The organism is Psychroflexus salarius (assembly GCF_900129035.1).
Taxonomy (GTDB): domain Bacteria; phylum Bacteroidota; class Bacteroidia; order Flavobacteriales; family Flavobacteriaceae; genus Psychroflexus; species Psychroflexus salarius.
Map to the genome: position 1 here is coordinate 95,708 of NZ_FQTW01000003.1, position 19,439 is coordinate 115,146.

General features: G+C 33.1%; 18 protein-coding genes and 1 pseudogene. 7 read left to right on the top strand and 12 right to left on the bottom strand.

The genetic code is table 11. The features are described from left to right. Nucleotides 1-306: 306 nt before the first annotated feature. Nucleotides 307-1,362, top strand: coding sequence for an oxygen-dependent tRNA uridine(34) hydroxylase TrhO (gene trhO / locus BUB82_RS05125; RefSeq protein WP_073192533.1), 1,056 nt, complete (start codon nt 307-309; stop codon nt 1,360-1,362). 5 nt (nt 1,363-1,367) lie between these two features. On the opposite strand, the gene rfbD is transcribed toward trhO, so the two are convergent. From rfbD to BUB82_RS05160, 7 genes are read right to left on the bottom strand one after another with little or no spacing between them, the layout of a single operon-like run. Then, nucleotides 1,368-2,216, bottom strand: coding sequence for a dTDP-4-dehydrorhamnose reductase (gene rfbD / locus BUB82_RS05130; RefSeq protein WP_073192534.1), 849 nt, complete (start codon nt 2,214-2,216; stop codon nt 1,368-1,370). Then, nucleotides 2,213-2,767 (bottom strand): dTDP-4-dehydrorhamnose 3,5-epimerase, encoded by a 555-nt coding sequence (gene rfbC, locus BUB82_RS05135; protein ID WP_073192535.1) that lies wholly within the window; start codon nt 2,765-2,767, stop codon nt 2,213-2,215. The genes rfbD and rfbC overlap by 4 nt, the downstream gene beginning before the upstream one ends. Next, entirely contained in the window at nt 2,764-3,777 is a 1,014-nt protein-coding gene (rfbB, locus tag BUB82_RS05140; RefSeq protein ID WP_073192536.1) for a dTDP-glucose 4,6-dehydratase, read from the bottom strand. Before rfbB ends, rfbC begins: the two co-directional genes overlap by 4 nt. Beyond that, nucleotides 3,770-4,744 carry a hypothetical protein gene (locus BUB82_RS05145; protein WP_073192537.1) on the bottom strand — a complete coding sequence of 325 codons (975 nt, stop codon included), beginning with the start codon at nt 4,742-4,744 and terminating at the stop codon, nt 3,770-3,772. Before BUB82_RS05145 ends, rfbB begins: the two co-directional genes overlap by 8 nt. Next, nucleotides 4,728-6,425 (bottom strand): DUF6909 family protein, encoded by a 1,698-nt coding sequence (locus BUB82_RS05150; RefSeq protein ID WP_073192538.1) that lies wholly within the window; start codon nt 6,423-6,425, stop codon nt 4,728-4,730. Before BUB82_RS05150 ends, BUB82_RS05145 begins: the two co-directional genes overlap by 17 nt. 31 nt (nt 6,426-6,456) lie before the next feature. Further along, a complete protein-coding gene (locus BUB82_RS05155) occupies nt 6,457-7,947 on the bottom strand; it encodes a GH3 auxin-responsive promoter family protein (protein ID WP_073192539.1) in 1,491 nt (496 codons plus the stop codon). A gap of 3 nt (nt 7,948-7,950) precedes the next feature. Then, complete coding sequence (locus BUB82_RS05160) at nt 7,951-8,823, bottom strand: M23 family metallopeptidase (RefSeq protein WP_073192540.1); 873 nt, start codon at nt 8,821-8,823, stop codon at nt 7,951-7,953. A gap of 118 nt (nt 8,824-8,941) precedes the next feature. On the opposite strand from BUB82_RS05160, the gene BUB82_RS05165 reads away from it, so the two are divergent. Beyond that, nucleotides 8,942-9,142, top strand: coding sequence for a Sec-independent protein translocase subunit TatA/TatB (locus BUB82_RS05165; protein WP_073192541.1), 201 nt, complete (start codon nt 8,942-8,944; stop codon nt 9,140-9,142). A gap of 37 nt (nt 9,143-9,179) precedes the next feature. On the opposite strand, the gene BUB82_RS05170 is transcribed toward BUB82_RS05165, so the two are convergent. Further along, on the bottom strand, nt 9,180-9,944 hold the full coding sequence (locus BUB82_RS05170) for a UDP-2,3-diacylglucosamine diphosphatase (RefSeq protein WP_073192542.1): 765 nt from the start codon (nt 9,942-9,944) through the stop codon (nt 9,180-9,182). Nucleotides 9,945-10,064: 120 nt separating this feature from the next. Between BUB82_RS05170 and BUB82_RS11940 the strand changes: the two are divergent. Beyond that, nucleotides 10,065-10,729: pseudogene (locus BUB82_RS11940) on the top strand (head GIN domain-containing protein). On the opposite strand, the gene BUB82_RS05185 reads toward BUB82_RS11940, so the two are convergent. Next, nucleotides 10,716-11,633, bottom strand: coding sequence for a DUF6427 family protein (locus BUB82_RS05185; RefSeq protein WP_073192544.1), 918 nt, complete (start codon nt 11,631-11,633; stop codon nt 10,716-10,718). The pseudogene BUB82_RS11940 and the gene BUB82_RS05185 sit on opposite strands and share 14 nt — an antisense overlap. 44 nt (nt 11,634-11,677) lie before the next feature. Here BUB82_RS05185 and BUB82_RS05190 point away from each other — a divergent pair, with 44 nt between their 5' ends. Next, complete coding sequence (locus tag BUB82_RS05190) at nt 11,678-11,926, top strand: DUF6341 family protein (RefSeq protein WP_073192545.1); 249 nt, start codon at nt 11,678-11,680, stop codon at nt 11,924-11,926. Here the strand turns inward: BUB82_RS05190 and purD are convergent. Beyond that, a complete protein-coding gene (purD, locus tag BUB82_RS05195; protein WP_073192546.1) occupies nt 11,918-13,198 on the bottom strand; it encodes a phosphoribosylamine--glycine ligase in 1,281 nt (426 codons plus the stop codon). The genes BUB82_RS05190 and purD overlap by 9 nt on opposite strands. Before the next feature lie 76 nt (nt 13,199-13,274). On the opposite strand from purD, the gene BUB82_RS05200 reads away from it, so the two are divergent. From BUB82_RS05200 to BUB82_RS05210, 3 genes are read left to right on the top strand one after another with little or no spacing between them, the layout of a single operon-like run. Continuing rightward, entirely contained in the window at nt 13,275-14,594 is a 1,320-nt protein-coding gene (locus BUB82_RS05200) for a phenylacetate--CoA ligase family protein (protein WP_073192547.1), read from the top strand. Next, nucleotides 14,587-15,684, top strand: coding sequence for a non-hydrolyzing UDP-N-acetylglucosamine 2-epimerase (wecB, locus tag BUB82_RS05205; protein ID WP_073192548.1), 1,098 nt, complete (start codon nt 14,587-14,589; stop codon nt 15,682-15,684). Before BUB82_RS05200 ends, wecB begins: the two co-directional genes overlap by 8 nt. Beyond that, entirely contained in the window at nt 15,674-16,873 is a 1,200-nt protein-coding gene (locus BUB82_RS05210; RefSeq protein WP_073192549.1) for a glycosyltransferase family 4 protein, read from the top strand. The genes wecB and BUB82_RS05210 overlap by 11 nt, the downstream gene beginning before the upstream one ends. Nucleotides 16,874-17,030: 157 nt before the next feature. Here BUB82_RS05210 and BUB82_RS05215 read toward each other — a convergent pair whose 3' ends face one another. Both BUB82_RS05215 and BUB82_RS05220 read right to left on the bottom strand, forming a co-directional pair. Then, entirely contained in the window at nt 17,031-18,377 is a 1,347-nt protein-coding gene (locus BUB82_RS05215; protein WP_073192550.1) for an exopolysaccharide biosynthesis polyprenyl glycosylphosphotransferase, read from the bottom strand. Further along, entirely contained in the window at nt 18,377-19,363 is a 987-nt protein-coding gene (locus BUB82_RS05220; protein WP_073192551.1) for a UDP-glucuronic acid decarboxylase family protein, read from the bottom strand. The genes BUB82_RS05215 and BUB82_RS05220 overlap by 1 nt, the downstream gene beginning before the upstream one ends. Nucleotides 19,364-19,439: the final 76 nt, after the last annotated feature.

Consider the following 19,439-nt stretch of genomic DNA (forward strand, 5'->3'; position numbering starts at 1 on the left):
ACTTTTGATGTAAAAATACTATTTATATCAATAATCGTATTATTTTCACGCAACCAATTTATAGATAACTCATCTATTATATAGAATTTAAAATGTGCACCTCTTTAAATTCTTATAGAAAGCCAACATTTTGGTAGACGGTTAGCTAGTTTTTTTAGATAAGAAAACTAAGCAATATTTATTTAATTATCTTAATAACGAATTAGCCCGTTAGAAAAAGTCCCCACGAAGCGGGACTTTTTTCATTTCTAATCTTTTAGTTTACATTTGCATTTTAATCTTTCTTTAACTTAAATCTAGTATAGCATGCAACTGTACAATAAACTAAGTGCCAAAGAAAGGGAAGCTTTAATTGAGCAAGCTGGAGAAGAACGCTTGACACTTTCCTTTTACAAATATGCGAAAATTGGCAATCCGCAATTATTTAGAAACCACTTATTTGTTGCTTGGGACAATATGAATGTCCTAGGTCGAATTTATGTCGCTCACGAAGGCATCAATGCGCAGCTATCAGTCCCAGCAAAGCAATTTTCAAAATTTAAAGCCTTCTTAGATGATATTTACTTCTTAGAAAATGTGCGTTTAAATATTGCAATTGAGCAGGATGATAAATCATTTTTAAAACTGAAAATTAAAGTCCGCTCTAAAATTGTCGCTGATGGCTTAAACGACAAGAGTTTTGATGTTACCAACCGTGGTGTTCATGTAGATGCCGAACAATTTAACGCACTTATCGAAGACCCAGATACGGTTTTGGTTGATATGCGAAATCATTATGAAAGCGAAATAGGACACTTCAAAAATGCGGTTACACCAGACGTAGATACTTTTCGAGATTCTCTTGACATTATTGAAGCAGACCTAAAGGCGCATAAAGAAGATAAAAAATTAGTTATGTATTGTACTGGCGGTATTCGTTGCGAAAAAGCTAGTGCATATTACAAACATAAAGGCTTTAAAAATGTATATCAACTTGATGGTGGTATTATTGAGTATACAAGACAAGTAAACGAAAAAGGCTTAGAAAATAAATTCTTAGGTAAAAACTTTGTCTTTGATCACCGTCGTGGTGAGCGCATTTCTAATCACATCATAGCGCGTTGTCATCAATGTGGAGATCCCTGTGATACGCACGTCAATTGCGCTAATGAAGCTTGTCACTTACTATTTATACAATGCGAAAAATGTGCAGAAAAAATGAACGATTGTTGCTCAGACCACTGTAAAGAAGTTATTAAATTACCATATGACGAGCAAAAAAAGCTACGCGCTGGTAAAAGAAATAGTAACAAAATATTTAAAAAAGGAAGATCGCCTGTCTTGAAGTTTAAATCTTTAAATACAAAACTTGTCAACAAATAATATTTTTAGCCGATCTTTTTGATGAGGTCGGCTAAAGTTTCATCCCATTTTTTTAAATAAAAGCCTCTAAAGTTTTGCTTCAACTTATCTTTACTTAAAACAGAATATGGAGGCCGTTTTGCTTTGGTTTTAAAAGTTTCTACTGGTGTTATTGTTATAACTGAATTGTAAAGTTGTTTGATTTTCAAGCTGAAATCATACCAAGTTAATTCGCCTTCGTTACTGAAATGGTACAAACCACATTTTTTTGATTCTGAATTTACTAAATAGCAAATAAATTCAGCTAAATCATTAGCATTAGTTGGTGTGCCAATTTGCTCTGTGGTGATGGTAATTTCTTCAGTTTTGGCTTCAATTTGAGATTTTACAAAGTTGAAAAAGTTCTTATTGTATTGTGAGTAAAGCCAAGAAGTTCTGATAATAAAATGGTGGCAACCGCTGGTTTGTATGGCTTTTTCTCCGTTAAGTTTTGATAAGCCATAAACGTTAATAGGTTGCGTAGTATCGGTTTCTAAATACGGTGTTTGTTTTTGGCCGTTAAACACATAATCGGTTGAAATATGAATTAATACGCAATTATATTGTTTACAGAGTTGTGCTAAATTTCTAACCGCTAAGTAGTTAACCTCATTAGCTTTTTTAGTCTCTTCTTCTGCGGCTTCAACATTAGTGTAAGCTGCGCAATTAATACAGTATTTGGGCTGTTCAGTTTTAAAATATTCAGTAAGCGCCTCAATATTAGTCACATCTAATTCTGAAGAAGTCTTAAATTTCACAATTGATTTAAAGTTAGCAGAAATCGCCTGCAAACACAAACCTAGTTGACCGTTAGCACCTGTTACTAAAACACTCATTTTAAATGACTTAAGTATTGGTTTAAACTAGGGTTGGTTAAATCTTTATCTGATACAACTTGATGGTTTTTAGCTATGCCCCAATCAATATTTAAAGTTTCATCATTAAAAGCAATACCTTGTTCTGATGCTTTATTGTAAAAGTTGTCACATTTATAGGCGAAAATCGCTTCTTCTGAAAGGGTTGAAAATCCGTGAGCAAAACCACGTGGTATAAATAATTGATGATTATTATCCTCATTTAACTTATAGCAAAAACTCTGCTTAAAGGTTGAAGATTCTGGACGTAAATCGATAATCACATCTAAAACTTCACCTTTAACCACACGTACTAATTTAGCTTGGGCAAACTCGCCAGTTTGGAAGTGAAAACCACGTATAGCGCCATATTTAGAAATTGATTGGTTATCTTGTACAAAATTAATTTTGTAACCGATAGCTTGCTCAAGCATACCTGCCTTATAAGTTTCTATAAAACTGCCGCGATGGTCTTTAAATACATTCGGTTTTATAATGTAACTATTATTTAGCGGTGTAGCTTCAATGGTCATTCTTGTGTGTACTTTTGTAAATACCAGTCAATAGTTTTTTTAATACCAGATTCAAAATTTTCGTCAGCCTCCCAGCCTAATTCATTTTCTATTTTTGTGGCATCAATAGCATATCTAAAATCATGACCTGGACGATCTTTGACGAAAGTAATTTGAGTATTGTAAGAGGTTTGGTCTTTTTTAGGATAAACCTCATCAAGGATATCGCAAATTTTCTTTGCAATATAAAGGTTATCACGTTCATTACGACCGCCAATATTATAGGTTTCGCCTAAGTTACCACTTTCTATTGCTAGCATAATTCCTTTACAATGATCTTTAACATACAGCCAATCTCTAATATTTTTACCATCGCCATAAATAGGAATTTCAGCACCGTTAATAGCTTTTCTAATAATGGTTGGAATTAATTTTTCATCATGCTGATGCGGCCCATAATTATTTGAACAATTGGTAGTTACTACTGGTAAGTTATAAGTATGAAAATAACTTCTCACAATAAAATCTGAAGAGGCTTTTGAAGCACTATAAGGCGAGTTTGGGGCATAAGCAGTTTTTTCTGTAAACAAACCTGTTTCTCCTAAAGTTCCATAAACCTCATCGGTTGAAACATGAAGAAAACGGGCTGAATTAAACGCTTGTTTGAGTTGATTTGGACCTGACATCCAAAGTTTATAAGCTTCATGTAATAAGTTGAAGGTACCACGAATATTAGTATCAATAAAAGCGGCTGGATTTGTAATTGAATTATCTACATGTGATTCAGCAGCAAAATGAAATACATACTGAAATTGATATTTATCGAATAATTCTTTGACTAATTTTTCATCACAAATATCACCTTTTACAAAACTGTAATTATTATAATCTGCGACCTCTATATTATTTAAATCGCCAGCATAGGTTAACTTATCTAAATTTACAAAGTGAAATTTTTGTTCTGGAACAAAATGATTGATAAAGTTACTGGCAATAAAACCAGCACCACCAGTGATTAAAATATTAGTCATCGGAGTTGGCTTGTAATTGGTTAGCTTTTTTATTTAAGAAAATTAATAACTTAAGGCCAAAAAATAAGACAATCAACAGAAGCGGTAAGAGTATTTTTTTATGGTCTGTTGGGCTTTTATCTATTTGACTTGTTTTGGCATCGTTAAGAGGTATAATGTAACCTTCTTCTCTTTCTATATCAAGTTTTAAATTATTAATTCCGTCTAAAAGTTGCTTTTTTTCTTCTAATAGTGCAGCAACATTTAAGTTGTTTTCAGAATTATAAAACGACGTTGCTTGACTATTATTGAGAAGCTTTTTGCTATAATTACCTAAAATTGTATCAATTTGACGAATGTTTGTCTCGTAGGCTTCAATACTATTCTTTTTGTTGCTTATCGCAATTTGATGGATTTGCTTTAATTTGGTATTAACTAAGTATTTTTTTTCAATTTGCTGGTAAAGCTCATTAATGTTAATGCCTTCATTATGATAAATAATTAAGCTATGAAGAATGGTATTAGATACAATCGCTTTATTAATTTCTTCTTTATTGATGGCGTCTTGTTCACTTAAATATTCTAGGTAGACACTTTCTTCTTCAGTGATTGACTTAATATTAGTAATTGGCTTTAACTCGAAACTAATATTTTTAATTAAATCCATATCTAGATTTAATTTTTTACTAGCAACTTCAGGTCTGTTTAAAATATCCCAATTTAACTCCTCGATACTTTCATAGAGAAAATCTTTAGAATTATAAATAGCCTGAAGTGTTATGGTAGATTTTAAATTGGCACTGTTTTCTTTGTCTAAATAATAGCCTAAGCCACCACCAACAACAATTAAAGCTATAAACAAAATCGCATTACGCTTTACAAATACAAATAATTTAAGTATTAATAAGCCGAGCTTATTGAAACCTTTTTTTATAAGTTTAAAAAACTCAAATAAATCTATTTCGTCGTTGTTAGTTTTCTCTTGCATCTCTGAATATTTGGTAAAGAATTTTTTCTGTAATTAAATAAGTTGGTTTAACTCCGGTAGTACCTAAACCGCCTGAGGCTAGAGTACTTCCTGTCTCTAAAGGATTATCACTGGCATAATAAGCATAGCGTAATTTTACTTCTGGTGTAATATTATCGCGTAATCGCGCTGCAGCTTGGATCGCTTTTTGATAATGGGCACCTTCCATTTCTAAACCAATTACGCGCCAAGTTGAATCGTGAAAAAAACTTAACAAATCTCTATTTTGAAGTGATGTGCCAAGTACTGTAACCATTGCGCCTTCAAAGGCTTTTAAACTACTATCCTGAAAATCGTTTAATGATAACTCATTTTTAAACGGATAATTGTCTGCCGTCCCTTCAAATAAATGAGCTGTTGGAATCATTAAATCGCCTTTTCCGCCTTCTAAGATTCCTGCTTTACCCATAATTGAAATGGACTCTACGTTCATATGTCTTGGAGCTGAATCATTACTTTTAAATGGTTTTAAAAGCTCATCCATAGTTTCATAAGCCTGTTCTCCAAAAGCGTAATCCATCACAATAATAACCGGTGCATTTTTTGGGTCTTCTAACTTGAAATCTTGTTCTGGATGCTTCAACTGGGCTGTATCAAATACTTGAACATCGATATTTGTTCCACTTGTGTCTTTAATTTGAAACATTCCGCGAGAGAAAGCTTCTTTTGTTACTTTTTCTCTTAATGATGAGTTTTTAGTATCACTCAAAGCTTCATATACTTGAAATCGAGTTTTGTCTTTACATAATTTTTGTAAAGCAATTGGTGCATAAAGTGTATTCATAACACTATGCATATTAGCACTAATTATATGTAAAGGTCTATCAAATAGTTTTTTTTCTAAAAGTTGCTGTTTGATATTATTAGCCCAAATTTCACCATGAATATGATGACCTAAACGTTCTCTAACAACTGGACTAAAGGTAATTGTGCGCTTTTTATGATGTAGAAATTCTTCCAAGGCTAATTGGCCAAGATTGTATATGAGGTGTAAAAATTTATTCTCGTTATTTTTAGTGGCAAATTTTGAATATACAGAAAGGACTTCTTCAAAAGTACGGCCAATGATATTAGCCAAATGTGTAATGGCTATTTCTTTTTCTTTTTGGCTTAACTTACCTGATTTTTTTACAGCTGACTCAAGTTTTAACCAATCGCGGGATAAATTTTCGTCTTTATCAATAACGATGGCTTTCATGATTTTGTGAGACTCAATAAATAGGAAGGTTAAATGCGTTAGAATATCATAGATTTCAGAGCGACCTCTTGTAATTTCGATGTTCATTTGCTCTTCATCAATCCGATAGCAATTACGACGACGCTTAGGAGGAATTATGGGCGTAAAATGTGAATTATTATAACCTTCATCACTGGTTAAGTTAATAAAGCGACAGGCTTCAATACCTTCTGGCAAACGTTCTATCACATAATGTAAACCATTTAACTCAATTTTGTCTTCAGCTATCGTGCCATAAATTTCTGGTCGTAAAGTCAATAAGGCCTCGCGTAAAGTTTCGCCTGAAACACCCATTGGTTTATAAAACCCACGAATAAATAAGTGACGCATGGTTATATACATGCGTTCTATGGCATTTGTGCTTTCTTGAGCTCTATTTCTGCCCGTATGTTTTAATTGTGTCATGGTTTATTTTATGGTGTAAAAGTAAACATTATCACTTAAATTGTTCTAAGCTTTCGGCAATTTTACGGTCGTTAGATAATCGCGGGACTTTATTTTGACCGCCTAATTTGCCAATACTTTCCATATGTTTGGCAAAACTATGCTTAGGTAAGCTTGTTATTTTTAGGCATTGTAGCATTTGTCCTGATCGTAAATCTTTATAATACGAGTTTTGCTGTTGTAATGCTTGGTCTATTGCTTTAGCTAATTGGCTCAAGTCTTTAGGTTTGTTATTAAATTCAATAAACCATTCGTGGTAAGGTAAACCTTCTTTCGGATTGATTTGCGGAGCAACTGTAAATTCTGAAATTTCAATCGGAAATTGCTCCGAGGCGATTTGAAGTGATTCTTCTACCTCTTTTGCTATGACATGTTCACCAAAGGCTGATGTAAAGTGTTTTATACGACCTGAAACTACTAGCCGATACGGATTTTTGTTAACGAACATAACCGTATCGCCTAAATTATAGCGCCATAATCCTGCATTGGTTGAAATAATCATAACGTAATTAACGTTGACTTCAACCGTAGCTATTGTGTAAACTTGAGGGTTTTCATCATAAAATTCTTCTACTTTAATAAATTCATAAAATATACCCGAATTCAATTGAAGTAACATTCCTTTTTCTGTTTGTGAATCTTGAAATGCAAAAAAACCTTCAGAAGCCGGATACAGTTCTATGCTAGCTATTTTACGACCGATTAACTGTTCGAATTTTGAGCGGTAAGGTTCGTAATTAACACCGCCATAAATAAAAAGTTCAAGATTTTTATAAAGTTTACCGATAGGTTGCCCTGAGATTTCTACAAGTTTTTCAAAATAGGTTTGTACCCAAGATGGAATACCGCTAAAAACCGTCATATCTTCTGAAATAGTTTCATTTACAACGGCATTGAGTTTAGTTTCCCAATCATCTATGCAATTGGTTTCCCAGCTTGGTAATCTGTTTTTTTGGAGGTAATTAGGTACAAAATGGGCTACAATTCCAGATAAACGTCCCAATTTTATACCATTTTTTTCTTCGAGTTTAGGGTTGCCTTGTAAAAAAATCATTTTGCCATCTACAAATTTTGAGCGACCCGTTTCTGCAATATAGCATAAAATGGCATTCCGTGCCGCATTGATATGTGTTGGCATAGACGCTTTGGTTAAAGGAATGTATTTGGCGCCACTTGTAGTACCAGAAGTTTTGGCAAAATATAGTGGCTTTCCTGGCCATAAAATATTTGGTACACCTTCAACCACTTGATCTATATAAGGTTTTAAAGCTTCATAATCACGAATCGGTACGTTTTTTCTAAAAGCTTCTGGAGTAGAAATCGTTTCAAAATGATGGTCTTTTCCAAATTGAGTTTCACTAGCCGAAGCGATTAAAGTTTCAAAAACGCGCTGTTGTGTTTCAACGGGTTTTGAAGACCAATTTGCCATTTTCTTGGTAATATGTTTGGCAAATAATTTAGCTGCAATTGATTTTATAGACATAGATTATTCTTCAAACGTTATATAATCTTGCGGATTAACTGGGTAACCGTCAACCCAAAGCTCAAAATGAAGATGTGGCCCAGTTGAGAGCTCACCAGTGTTTCCTGTAATGGCGATTACTTCACCACTTTTTACTAAATCGCCTTGGGTTTTGAGCAATTCGGCATTGTGCTTATAAACTGAAATTAATCCAAAACTATGCTCAATTATAATCACATAACCGGTTGAAGCAGTCCACTCAGAAAAAATAACTGTACCGTCGGCGACTGTTTTTACTGGCTTGTCTTTTACGGTGACTATATCAACGGCATAATGCTTGATTTTTGCATTATAAGTTTCACTTATACGGCCTGTTACCGGCGGAAATAAGGATAAGTTAGTCTTTTGAACGGCTTGCTCTAATAAATTAAATTTATCATTATTTTCAACCTTTTCCCGCAAGTCATTTTCAGCTGGTGTTGGCTGTAATTCTTCAGTATTTATGTTAGAGATTTGAGTTTTATAAGTACTATCTTCATTAAATTCTTCAACGGGAATTTTACCAGATAAAATAGCTCTAATAGATTGGTAATAGTGGTTATTGATGGCAACTTGGTTTTCAAGCGAATCTACCTTTAAACTTAGTCTTGTAGCCTTTTGCTTTAAAGCTGAAGATGAATAGCCTGGAATGTATTCTTTAATAGGTGTAAAAGCTATTAAAACGCTTGTGCCCACAATTAATAAAATACTAAAAATAACGCTTAAGCTAATGACGTTTAAGCGAGATAATTTAAAGGCAACGCGCTCTTCAAAGGTGTCTTCATTTAAAATAACAAGCCGATACTTGTGAAGCAGCTTTTCAGAAAGTTTCTTTTTGTCTTTTTTAGGCTTGGTCATGTAACACTTGTCAATCTTACAAAGATATAATAAAGTTAATTTCTGATTGTTTTTATACTCTAAACCTTTGTTTTGTTTTTTTATTGCTAATTTTGCAATGCAATTTTAAGCTAATTATATGTTACAAGTAATTTACGGAATGATAGGTTGGCCTCAAATCGTTTTGATAGCAGTTGTGATTTTATTGCTATTTGGAGGCCGTAAAATACCAGAATTAATGCGTGGTTTAGGTAGTGGAATTAAGGAATTTAAAGACGCTTCTAAAGATGAAGATGGCGAAGGTAAAGCTAATGGTAATGACGAAAAATCATTAAAATAACAACTTTTCATTTTTAATATCAGCCTGAGTTTTTAACTCAGGTTTTTTTTTGCCAATTCTTTAAATTTAATTGGTGGCCATCAAACTTAGCATAGGTAAAATGCGAAATCCAATCGCCTAAATTTAAATAAGTTGACTTTTCATTGAGTTGAATTTCCATCGGTAAATGCCGGTGACCAAACACAAAGTAATCATAATGCTCAGATTCAAGTTTACGTTTAGCATATTGTGCAAGCCATTCATTTTCTTCACCTAAAAACTTAGCATCTTCATCGCCCGAAATTAATTTATTTTTAACCGATAAGTGTTTAGCTAATCTCACGCCTAAATCGGGATGTAGCCAGCGGAATAGAAATTTAGAAAAAGGGTTGGTAAAGACTTTTTTCATACGCTTGTAGCCTTTGTCACCTGGACCAAGACCATCGCCATGACCAATTAAAAATTTAGTGTTGTTTAGTTCAAAAACTTGCGGTTTATGAAACGTATGAATACCTAATTCATCTTCAAAATAAGCGTCCATCCATAAGTCGTGATTACCAACAAAAAAATAAATAGGAATACCACAGTCTGCAATTTCAGATAATTTTCCTAAAACTCTCACAAAACCTTTAGGCACAACTTGTTTATACTCAAACCAAAAATCGAAAAGGTCTCCAAGTAAAAAAATAGCCGCAGCATCTGTTTTAATTTCATCTAAAAATTCAACAAAAATTTTTTCACGCTTCAAACTTTCAGCTGAAGTCGGCGCTCCTAAATGCTGATCTGAAGCAAAATAAACCTGTTGACCTGGTGGTATTTTCATAAAGACTTAAAACGCCAAATATACTAAAGCTTTTTTAACAGCAAATTGAATATGTCACTGCAAAAAACAAATTACTTTTACCAAAAAAGTAAAAATATGATTTTTAAAATAAGTACAGCCATGTTGATTCTGTTTACATTAACTGGCGTAGCTCAAACCAAAACCTATAAAATTGAAGAAGATTTTAATCGTATTAAAATTACCAATAAAATTAATGCTGAAATCATTCCTGGCGCCAAAGAAACTAAAGTTATAGTTGAAGGTTACGGTAGTGAAGATTTAAAGTGGAATGTAAAGCAAGGTGAATTAAAGCTAAGTTTACCTTTAGATGAGCTTTTTTCAGAAAGCGATACCAAAGTGAAGTTATATGTTAACTCATTTATGGCACTAACCTTAAACAATGGTGCTGAGGTTGAAGTTACCGAAAACTAACCCAGAAGCATCTAGAGATTGATCTTTCTGAAGCTAGCTTTCTCAGCGCAGAATTAGATGTTAAAGACTTAAGGGTTAAAAGTGTAACAGGTGCTACTGTTCAATTAAGCGGTGAAACCAAGCACTATTATTGTACCGTTAAAACTGGTGGAATTGCAAACACTAAGCATTTAATTAGCAGTAATGCTGATGTAAAAGTAAGTTATGGTGGTAGCATTCGTGCAAATGCTACCAAAAGTATTCGAGCTGCTGTTACCGCTGGTGGAACGATTTATATTTATGGTAAGCCTTCAAAAATTAACCAAAAAACAAAATTAGGCGGTGAAATAAAACGGATGTCTAAACTAGACTAAATTGAAAAATGCCCAAACCAATCATCAACCATAAAAACAATTCTTTGTAAATAAGCTTTAAGCCTTTAATTTGAAGAATATTGCCTGTTAAAAAAGCTAAGCCTAAACTTATAAACATAAAATTAATCGGCTTAAAATTAGCACTAAACAAACTGTAAATAGTGTAAAGAATAAGTGAAATAAGCAGTAAACTCAAATTGCGTTGTTGATTAAGCTTTAAAGGTCTATAAATAGGCGACATAAAAATAACTAGAACTATACCTAAAACAATAAGCACATAAAGATTTATAAGTTGCGGCAAATCATGTCTCAAATCAATTTTAAAATCGAAGTTTGGTAAAAGGTTCAAGTAATTTGGCGCAGTATCTTCAAAAACTAAAGCGGTTGCTAAATGAAGAATTAAGCCACATGCAAAGCCTAAAAAACCAAGTAAAAAATATTTAAAATGATGTCCTGCATAAAAAACAGCCGCAACCAAAATTAAGAGTAATAGTAACCAATGGGTTGGATTGCACAATACAGCCCAAAAAACCCAAAAACCAGCATCAAAAAGTTTTTTAGAAATATCAATTTGAGATTTTAAACTTAATAAACGTCTTAAAGCTAAAAGAATAAAAAGTAAACCTAATATTTCAATAGGTGATTTAAAAATCACTTGATTTACATTGCAAAGCACACAAAACATTAATAGACTGTATGAATGTTGATCTTGAAATTTATTTTTCTTTACAATAAAATCGATTAAAAACGCACAACTTAAAATGGCAATTCCGCCTAAAAAACTATTTAAGAAAGTAAGTTCTGAAAGGTGAAAAACAGCATACATACCATAACTTAAACCTAAGTAAGCTAAAAGAAAAACAAGTTGAATAGGTTTTGATTGTGAAAAAAATCTTGTTAGCATGCTTCAATTTATTACTTTTGCAGTGTAATTTAATTTATTTAGTCATGAAAGATTTAATGTTAGCTATACAATCATTATTTGAAGATGTTTTATTTCTACCTTTAGATGCATTACGCACATTACAAGATTCATCTTGGTGGGCTGCTAACGGTTTAAATTGGTTATTCATGTTAATTGTATTTGTAGCTTTTGTTTACTGGATGAAGCAACTTAAAACCTTTAACGATAATAATGAAGAAAATCGCGATCCAAAAGCACATTCATTTTTAGGTAAAGATGCTGACTTAAGCTAAGTCTTTTCCTATATCAGTTCGATAATATTTATTTTTAAATGAAATTTTATCAATGCTGTTGTAAGCTTTATTCAACGCATTTTTAAAATTTAAATCAAACGCAGTAACGGCAATTACACGACCTCCATTGGTTAATGTTTTGCCGTTTTTTTGTGTTGTACCTGCATGACAAATAAAAACATCTTGATCGTTGATTGTTTCTAATCCCAAAATTTCTTCGCCTTTATTGTAAGCTTCAGGATAACCTCCTGAAACTAACATCACAGTTGTAGCACTTTGCTCATCAATATTTAAATGAAGTGAATTGATTTGTGAAGTGGCAGTTTTAGTTAATGCATCAACTAAATCTGTTTTTATACGTGGTAACACAACTTCAGTTTCTGGGTCACCCATTCTTACGTTGTATTCAATTACATAAGGTTCATCTTCAACCTTCATCAAACCTATAAACACAAAGCCTTTATAATCAATTTCCTCTTTTGCTAAACCATTAATCGTTGGTTTTATAATTTTGTCTTCAACTTTTTTCATGAATACTTCATCAGCAAACGGAACTGGAGAAACAGCTCCCATTCCACCAGTATTCAAACCTGTGTCACCTTCACCTATACGTTTGTAATCTTTCGCATTAGGTAAAATGGCATAATCTTTCCCATCGGTAAGCACAAAAACACTAAGTTCGATACCGTCAAGAAATTCTTCAATAACGACTTGTTGCGAAGCAGAGCCAAATTTTTGGTTGGTAAGCATGTTTGAAAGTTCTTGCTTGGCTTCTTCAAGATTATTAAGAATTAAAACGCCTTTACCGCCAGCTAATCCATCAGCTTTTAATACATAAGGTGGTTTTAAAGATTCTAAAAATGCAAAGCCTTGCGCTAATGTTTCTGGTGTAAAGCTTTGGTAGGCTGCCGTTGGAATACCATGAGATTTCATGAATTCTTTAGCGCGCTTTTTACTACCTTCAAGTTCAGCACCTTTTTTTGAAGGACCAATAATCATTAAGTCTTTATAGTTAGGTTTGGCATTAAAATAATCAGTAATACCATCAACTAATGGCGCTTCAGGACCAACAACAAGCATTTTTATATTGTTGCGTTTAATGATATCGGCAATCGCCTCAAAATTACTCAAATCAACTTCCACATTAGTGGCAATTTGCTGCGTACCTGCATTACCAGGCGCAACAAAAATCTGGTTAGATTGCGGACTTAAATGTAATTGATGTGCTATTGTATGCTCGCGACCACCACTTCCTAAAACTAAGATATTCATGATTAAACGACTTAAGGTTATGGCATCAAAAATAATTGTTTGTAAATTGCTACCCTAATCAATTTTAAGAAAATACGTGAATCGGTTTGAACGCGTTTTAAGTTGGCAAGGTTTTCCTATTTCAGCGGCCAAAACAAAGCTTGAGCAAATTAAAATAGCTTTAAAATCTAATGCTCAAGACTATACAGAAACTTCAAAATGGAGTATTTTTAATTATCATAAATCTCATAATTCTCACTACCGTCAGTTACTAAATAATCAACCCATTTCTTGTTGGGAAGATATTCCTATCATGACAAAGCAAGACTTACAAGTTAGTCTTGAGCAACGATTAAGTAAAGATTTTTCGGCTAAATCGGTTTATGTTAATAAAACCTCAGGTTCAAGCGGTCACCCTTTTATTTTTGCAAAAGATAAAGCAGCACACGCCTTAACATGGGCACATATTATTAGTTTGTATCAACAGCATGACATTGACATGAGTCAATCTTATGAAGCCAGATTTTATGGTATTCCAAAAGATTTTATAAGTAACAAAAAAGAACGCCTTAAAGATGTCTTTGCACATCGATTTCGCTTTGATATTTTTGATTTATCTGATGATAAGCTTGAAGATTTTTTAAAGGAATTTAAACGAAAACCATTTGAGTTAATTAATGGTTACACAAGCTCTATTGTTATGTTTGCCAAATTTTTACAATCAAAACAAATTAGTTTAAAAGCGGTTTGCCCTAGTTTAAAAGCTTGCATCACGACGAGTGAAATGTTATTTGACTCTGACCGAAAATTATTAGAAGACGTTTTGGGTGTAACAATTATAAATGAATATGGCGCAAGCGAACTCGATGTAATTGCTTTTGAAAATACTGAAGGTGAATGGCAAATTAACAACAAAACCCTGTTGGTTGAAGTTGTAGATGATCACCATAAGGTGCTGCCAAATGGTGAAGAAGGCCATCTAGTGGTAACAAGCTTGTATAATAAAGCGCATCCTTTTATCCGTTATAAAATTGGGGATGTTGGTGTTATTAGTAAAAAGAGTACAGCTGAACATCAAATTTTGAAAAAGTTAACAGGACGCACAAATCAGTTTGCTATTTTACCTAGCGGAAAACGTATTCCAGCCCTAAGTTTTTATTATGTTACCAAATCGGTTATCGAAGACTCTGGCGATGTAAAAGAAATTAAAGTTATTCAAGAAACTGAAGCCGAATTTAAAATTGAATATGTTTCTGAAAATGAATTAACTGATCGTCAAAAAAGTAAAATTACCAAAGCTATTGAAACTTATTTAGAACCTAATTTAAAGGTTAGTTTTAAAAAATTCACGACCTTAGAGCGCTCTAAAAGCGGAAAGCTAAAACAATTTATATCTAAACTTAACCAACATGCTTAAAATTACAATTATTGCAGGTGCAAGACCTAACTTCATGAAAATTGCACCCATCATTGCAGCCATTAACAACGCCAAATCTAAGGGTAAAGCTATTGATTATAGATTAGTGCATACAGGACAACACTACGATAAAAACTTGAGCGACACCTTTTTTGAAGAGCTTAATATTCCGCATCCAGATGTAAATTTAGAAGTTAAAAGCGGTTCTCAAGCTGAACAGACGGCTCAAATAATGACAAAATTTGAAACAGAATTGTTATCAAATCCTGCTGATTTAGTTCTTGTTGTAGGTGATGTAACCTCAACCATGGCTTGCGCAATTGTAGCTAAAAAATTGCATGTTGATGTTGCCCATGTCGAAGCTGGCATACGTTCGGGCGATTTAAAAATGCCGGAAGAGATTAACCGCATGGTTACCGACAGCATTACAGATTACTTCTTTACCACAACCAAATTAGCCAATGAAAATTTGCTAACTTCTGGTAAAACCAAAGAACAGCTATTTTTAGTAGGTAATGTCATGATTGATACCTTATTCAAAAACATGAAGCGTCTTAAGCAACCTGATTTTTGGAATGAACTCGGCTTAGAAAGTAAGTCCTATTATGTCATGACACTTCATCGTCCATCTAATGTTGACGAAGAACAACAATTAACCGACTTAATTTCAACCATCGTCGAAAAATCTGAAGGAAAACCAATTATTTTCCCAGTTCACCCTAGAACCAAAAAACTACTTCAAAATCTTAATCTCAACTATGATCAGCTTCATTATGTAGAGCCACAAGGTTATTTAAATTTTATTTATTTAATTAAAAATGCTTTTGCTGTACTCACCGATTCAGGCGGAATTACTGAAGAAACAACCATGATGAATGTACCATGCATAACCTTTAGAGATTCTACCGAAAGGCCTGAAACTTGTGAAATTGGCTCTAATGAATTAGTAGGTTCAGACATTTCTAAAATTGAGAAAGCTTTTGAACGTTTAAATGCTGGACAGTGGAAACAAGCTGAAGCGCCAGATTTATGGGATGGAAAAACTTCAGAAAGAATTGTAGATGAATTGCTGAAGTTATATGAAGTCTAAAGACGATATTTTAATTATTACAAGTTATTATCCACCAGAAACAGGTGCTGCTTCAAACCGTATTTTCGCGCTTTCAGAACAACTAAAGCATCATAAATATAAAGTGAAGGTTATATCGCCTTTACCTAATTATCCTTATGGAAAGGTACTTGAAGCTTATCGCAACAAATTCAAGGTAAACGAAGTATTTAAGCAAATTCCTGTCACGCGTCTTTTTATTTTCGCCAGCAAATCTAATAACAAATTTATTCGTTTATTTTCTATCCTTAGCTACGCCATTAGCTTGTTTTTTTATTTATTGGTAACTAAAACACCTCAAAGACAAATCATTCAATGTTCGCCTTTATTTGTTGGTTTTTTTGCTGTTCTTGCTGGTAGATTAAGAGGTAAAACACTTATTTTAAATGTATCTGACTTGTGGCCACTTGCTGGACTTGAAATGGGTATTTTATCTAAAGGTCTGTATTATCGCATTTTAGAGTATATTGAAGGTTTTATTTACAAGCATTCAGACCGGATTATTGGTCAATCTGAAGAAATTTTAACCCACATTAAAAAAAATATTAAAACCTCAACAAAACCCTTATTTTTATATCGAAACTTTCCACAATTTAATTTACCAAAATCATCAGTTGAAGTACCTCAAGATGAAATTAAGTTTGTCTATGCTGGTTTAATAGGCATTGCTCAAGGTATTGAAGAAATTTGTAAGCAAGTCAATTTTCCAGAAAATTCAAGCTTTCATATTTATGGTGACGGCCCAAAAGCTAATGAAGTTAAAGCATTGGCTAAGGATAATAAGCGCATTTTTTATCATGGGAGTTTATCAAGAAACGAGCTACATAAAACCTTAATGCCGTATGATGTAACTATAATTCCACTTAAAAATCGAATTTACGGCTCGGTTCCATCAAAAATATTTGAATATAGTAAGCTAGGCTTACCTATTCTATTCTTTTCTGATGGTGAAGGTGCTGATGTTGTGGAACAATTGGGTTTGGGAATAGCACAACGTGAAGTAAATTATAAAAGCTTAGAGCGAAATATTGAACAAATCGTACAACAAGAAATCAATCTGCCAACAAAAGCTGAAGTTTTAGCGATTTCAAAACAAGCCTTTAATTTAGAAACGCAGTTTAAAGCTTTTGAGCAAAGCTGTTTAAATTATACCAAATCTCCCATAAAATAAGACTAATAAATAGTTTCTAATTGCCTTTCTCTTCTTTAAAAAAATGAAACTTAGCTAATCCCGATCCCGAAACGTCGGGACGGGATTAATTTTTTTGCCTTGATTTAGACAATTATAATTCAATTTCTTTTTATCTCATTTCAAAGGATATTTGGTATTAGTAAGCCTTTTTATCACCCTTAATGGCGTTAACAAGTGTTTGAATAATTACTTTTGAATCCATTAAAACCGACCAATTTTCAAGATAGAAAATATCATACTTAACCCGATTAATAATATCTTGTTCTGTTTCAACTTCGCCTCTATAACCATTCACTTGTGCTAAACCTGTAATGCCTGGTTTTACAAAATGCCTTACCATAAACTTATCGATACTTTCAGCATACATGTTGGTATGGCTAACCATGTGTGGTCGAGGTCCTACAACGCTCATATCGCCTAATAATACATTATAAAATTGTGGTAGCTCGTCTATACTAGTTTTACGCATAAATCGACCAATAGCTGTTATACGTCTATCGTTTTTTCTAACTTGGTGAATATCGGCCTCAGGATTGGGCTTCATCGACCTGTATTTAAAACAATAAAATTCTTTGTTATTTCGGCCGTTACGTTTTTGCTTAAAAAATACTGGACCTTTAGATTCTATTTTGATAATAATCGCTAGTAAAGGTGTTAACCATGACAATAAACCAACTAAAACTACAGTAGCAAAAACAAAATCGAAAGTCCTTTTAATGATTCTGTTAACATTATCGTCTAGTGGAATTTTACGCAATGATATAATTGGTAAAACACCATAGTAATCATACTGAATTTGTTTAGAATAAACATCTTTATTGTCTGGAATAAACTTAAGCACCTTCAGATTATTATCGGCAAAATCAATAAGTAAATTGACTTGTTCATCACTTAGTTGGCCGACTGATGCATAAATTTCATCTATATCATGATCGATCACATAACTAAAAATTTCACGGAGAATTGGTTCTTTAATTTGAAATACTTTTTGACATTTATAGCCATAATCTGGGTTGTTTTCGAAAAAACTATACAGTTGAAGCGAACGTTTTGAGTTTCCTATAATTATTGTATTTCTAAAGTTGCCACCTAATACTTTTCGATAGCGTTTTAATAAATAATAAACCGATAGCTTAGCGATACCAATACTTGACATCACTGCAACAACAAACCATATTAAGTAATTATTAGGTACTTTTATGGCGTCTGTAAAGCCGTAAAAAGCAAAAACAACTAAAGCAAAAACAATAGTTTGAATGGCTATTAAGCTGAGTATTCGTGTTACCCTTGTAAATCTGTAGACCTCGTAAAATTTGGTTTTAAGGGAAAAAATCAGCCAACATATAAAAAGATAAGCAAAAAATAGACCGTAATCTGCTAAATTGAGCTGTAAGAAATAAGCAAAAAATGCGATGATGAAAAAATCTATCGCATATGAAATTGGCCTAAGATAACCAGAATATCTGCCTATTCGTTGTTTCATTACTTTTTGTTGTGTGCTGAAAAATCTTTGTGTTCACTTCTTTGTAGCTCTTCGGGCGTTAAAGATTTGAAGTAATTATAAGTTGTTCTCATACCTTCTTCACGATTGACTTTTGGCTCCCAGCCTAAAACCGATTTGGCACGCTCTATATTGGGTTGCCGTTGCATTGGGTCGTCTTTTGGAAGTGGTTTAAAAACAATTTTTTGTTTTGTTCCTGTGAGCTTTATAATTTCTTCTGCAAAGTCTAAAATTGATATTTCGTGAGGATTTCCAATATTAACAGGCTCTGCATAATCACTTAGTAGTAACTTATAAATACCATCAACTTGATCATCGACATAGCAAAATGAACGGGTTTGTGAGCCGTCACCAAAAACAGTTAAATCTTCACCTCTTAAGGCTTGACCGATAAAGGCTGGAATTACGCGACCATCATTTAAGCGCATACGTGGACCATAAGTATTAAAAATTCTTACAATTCTAGTTTCAACACCGTGAAATCTGTGGTAAGCCATAGTGATTGATTCTTGAAAACGCTTAGCTTCGTCATAAACGCCTCGTGGACCTATAGTATTTACATTACCATAATAATCTTCGGTTTGTGGATGAACTAAAGGGTCGCCATAAACTTCAGATGTTGATGCGATTAAAATTCTAGCATTTTTTTCTTTCGCTAAACCTAACAAGTTATGTGTTCCTAAAGAGCCTACTTTTAAGGTTTGAATAGGAATTTTAAGATAATCTATCGGACTTGCTGGTGAGGCAAAATGCAAAATATAGTCTAGCTTACCAGCTACATGAACAAATTTTGAAACATCGTGATTGTAAAACTCGAATTGTTCGAGTTTAAACAGATGTTCAATATTTTTTAGATCGCCTGTAATAAGGTTATCCATCCCGATCACGCGGTAACCTTCTTTTATAAATTTGTCGCAAAGATGAGATCCTAAAAATCCTGCAGCGCCGGTAATGAGTATGCTTTTCATGTAAAATTTATTTTTATGCTAAGGATGAATATTATCAGAGAAACTTCAACTGAAACTGATCACCCAGCACAGATGT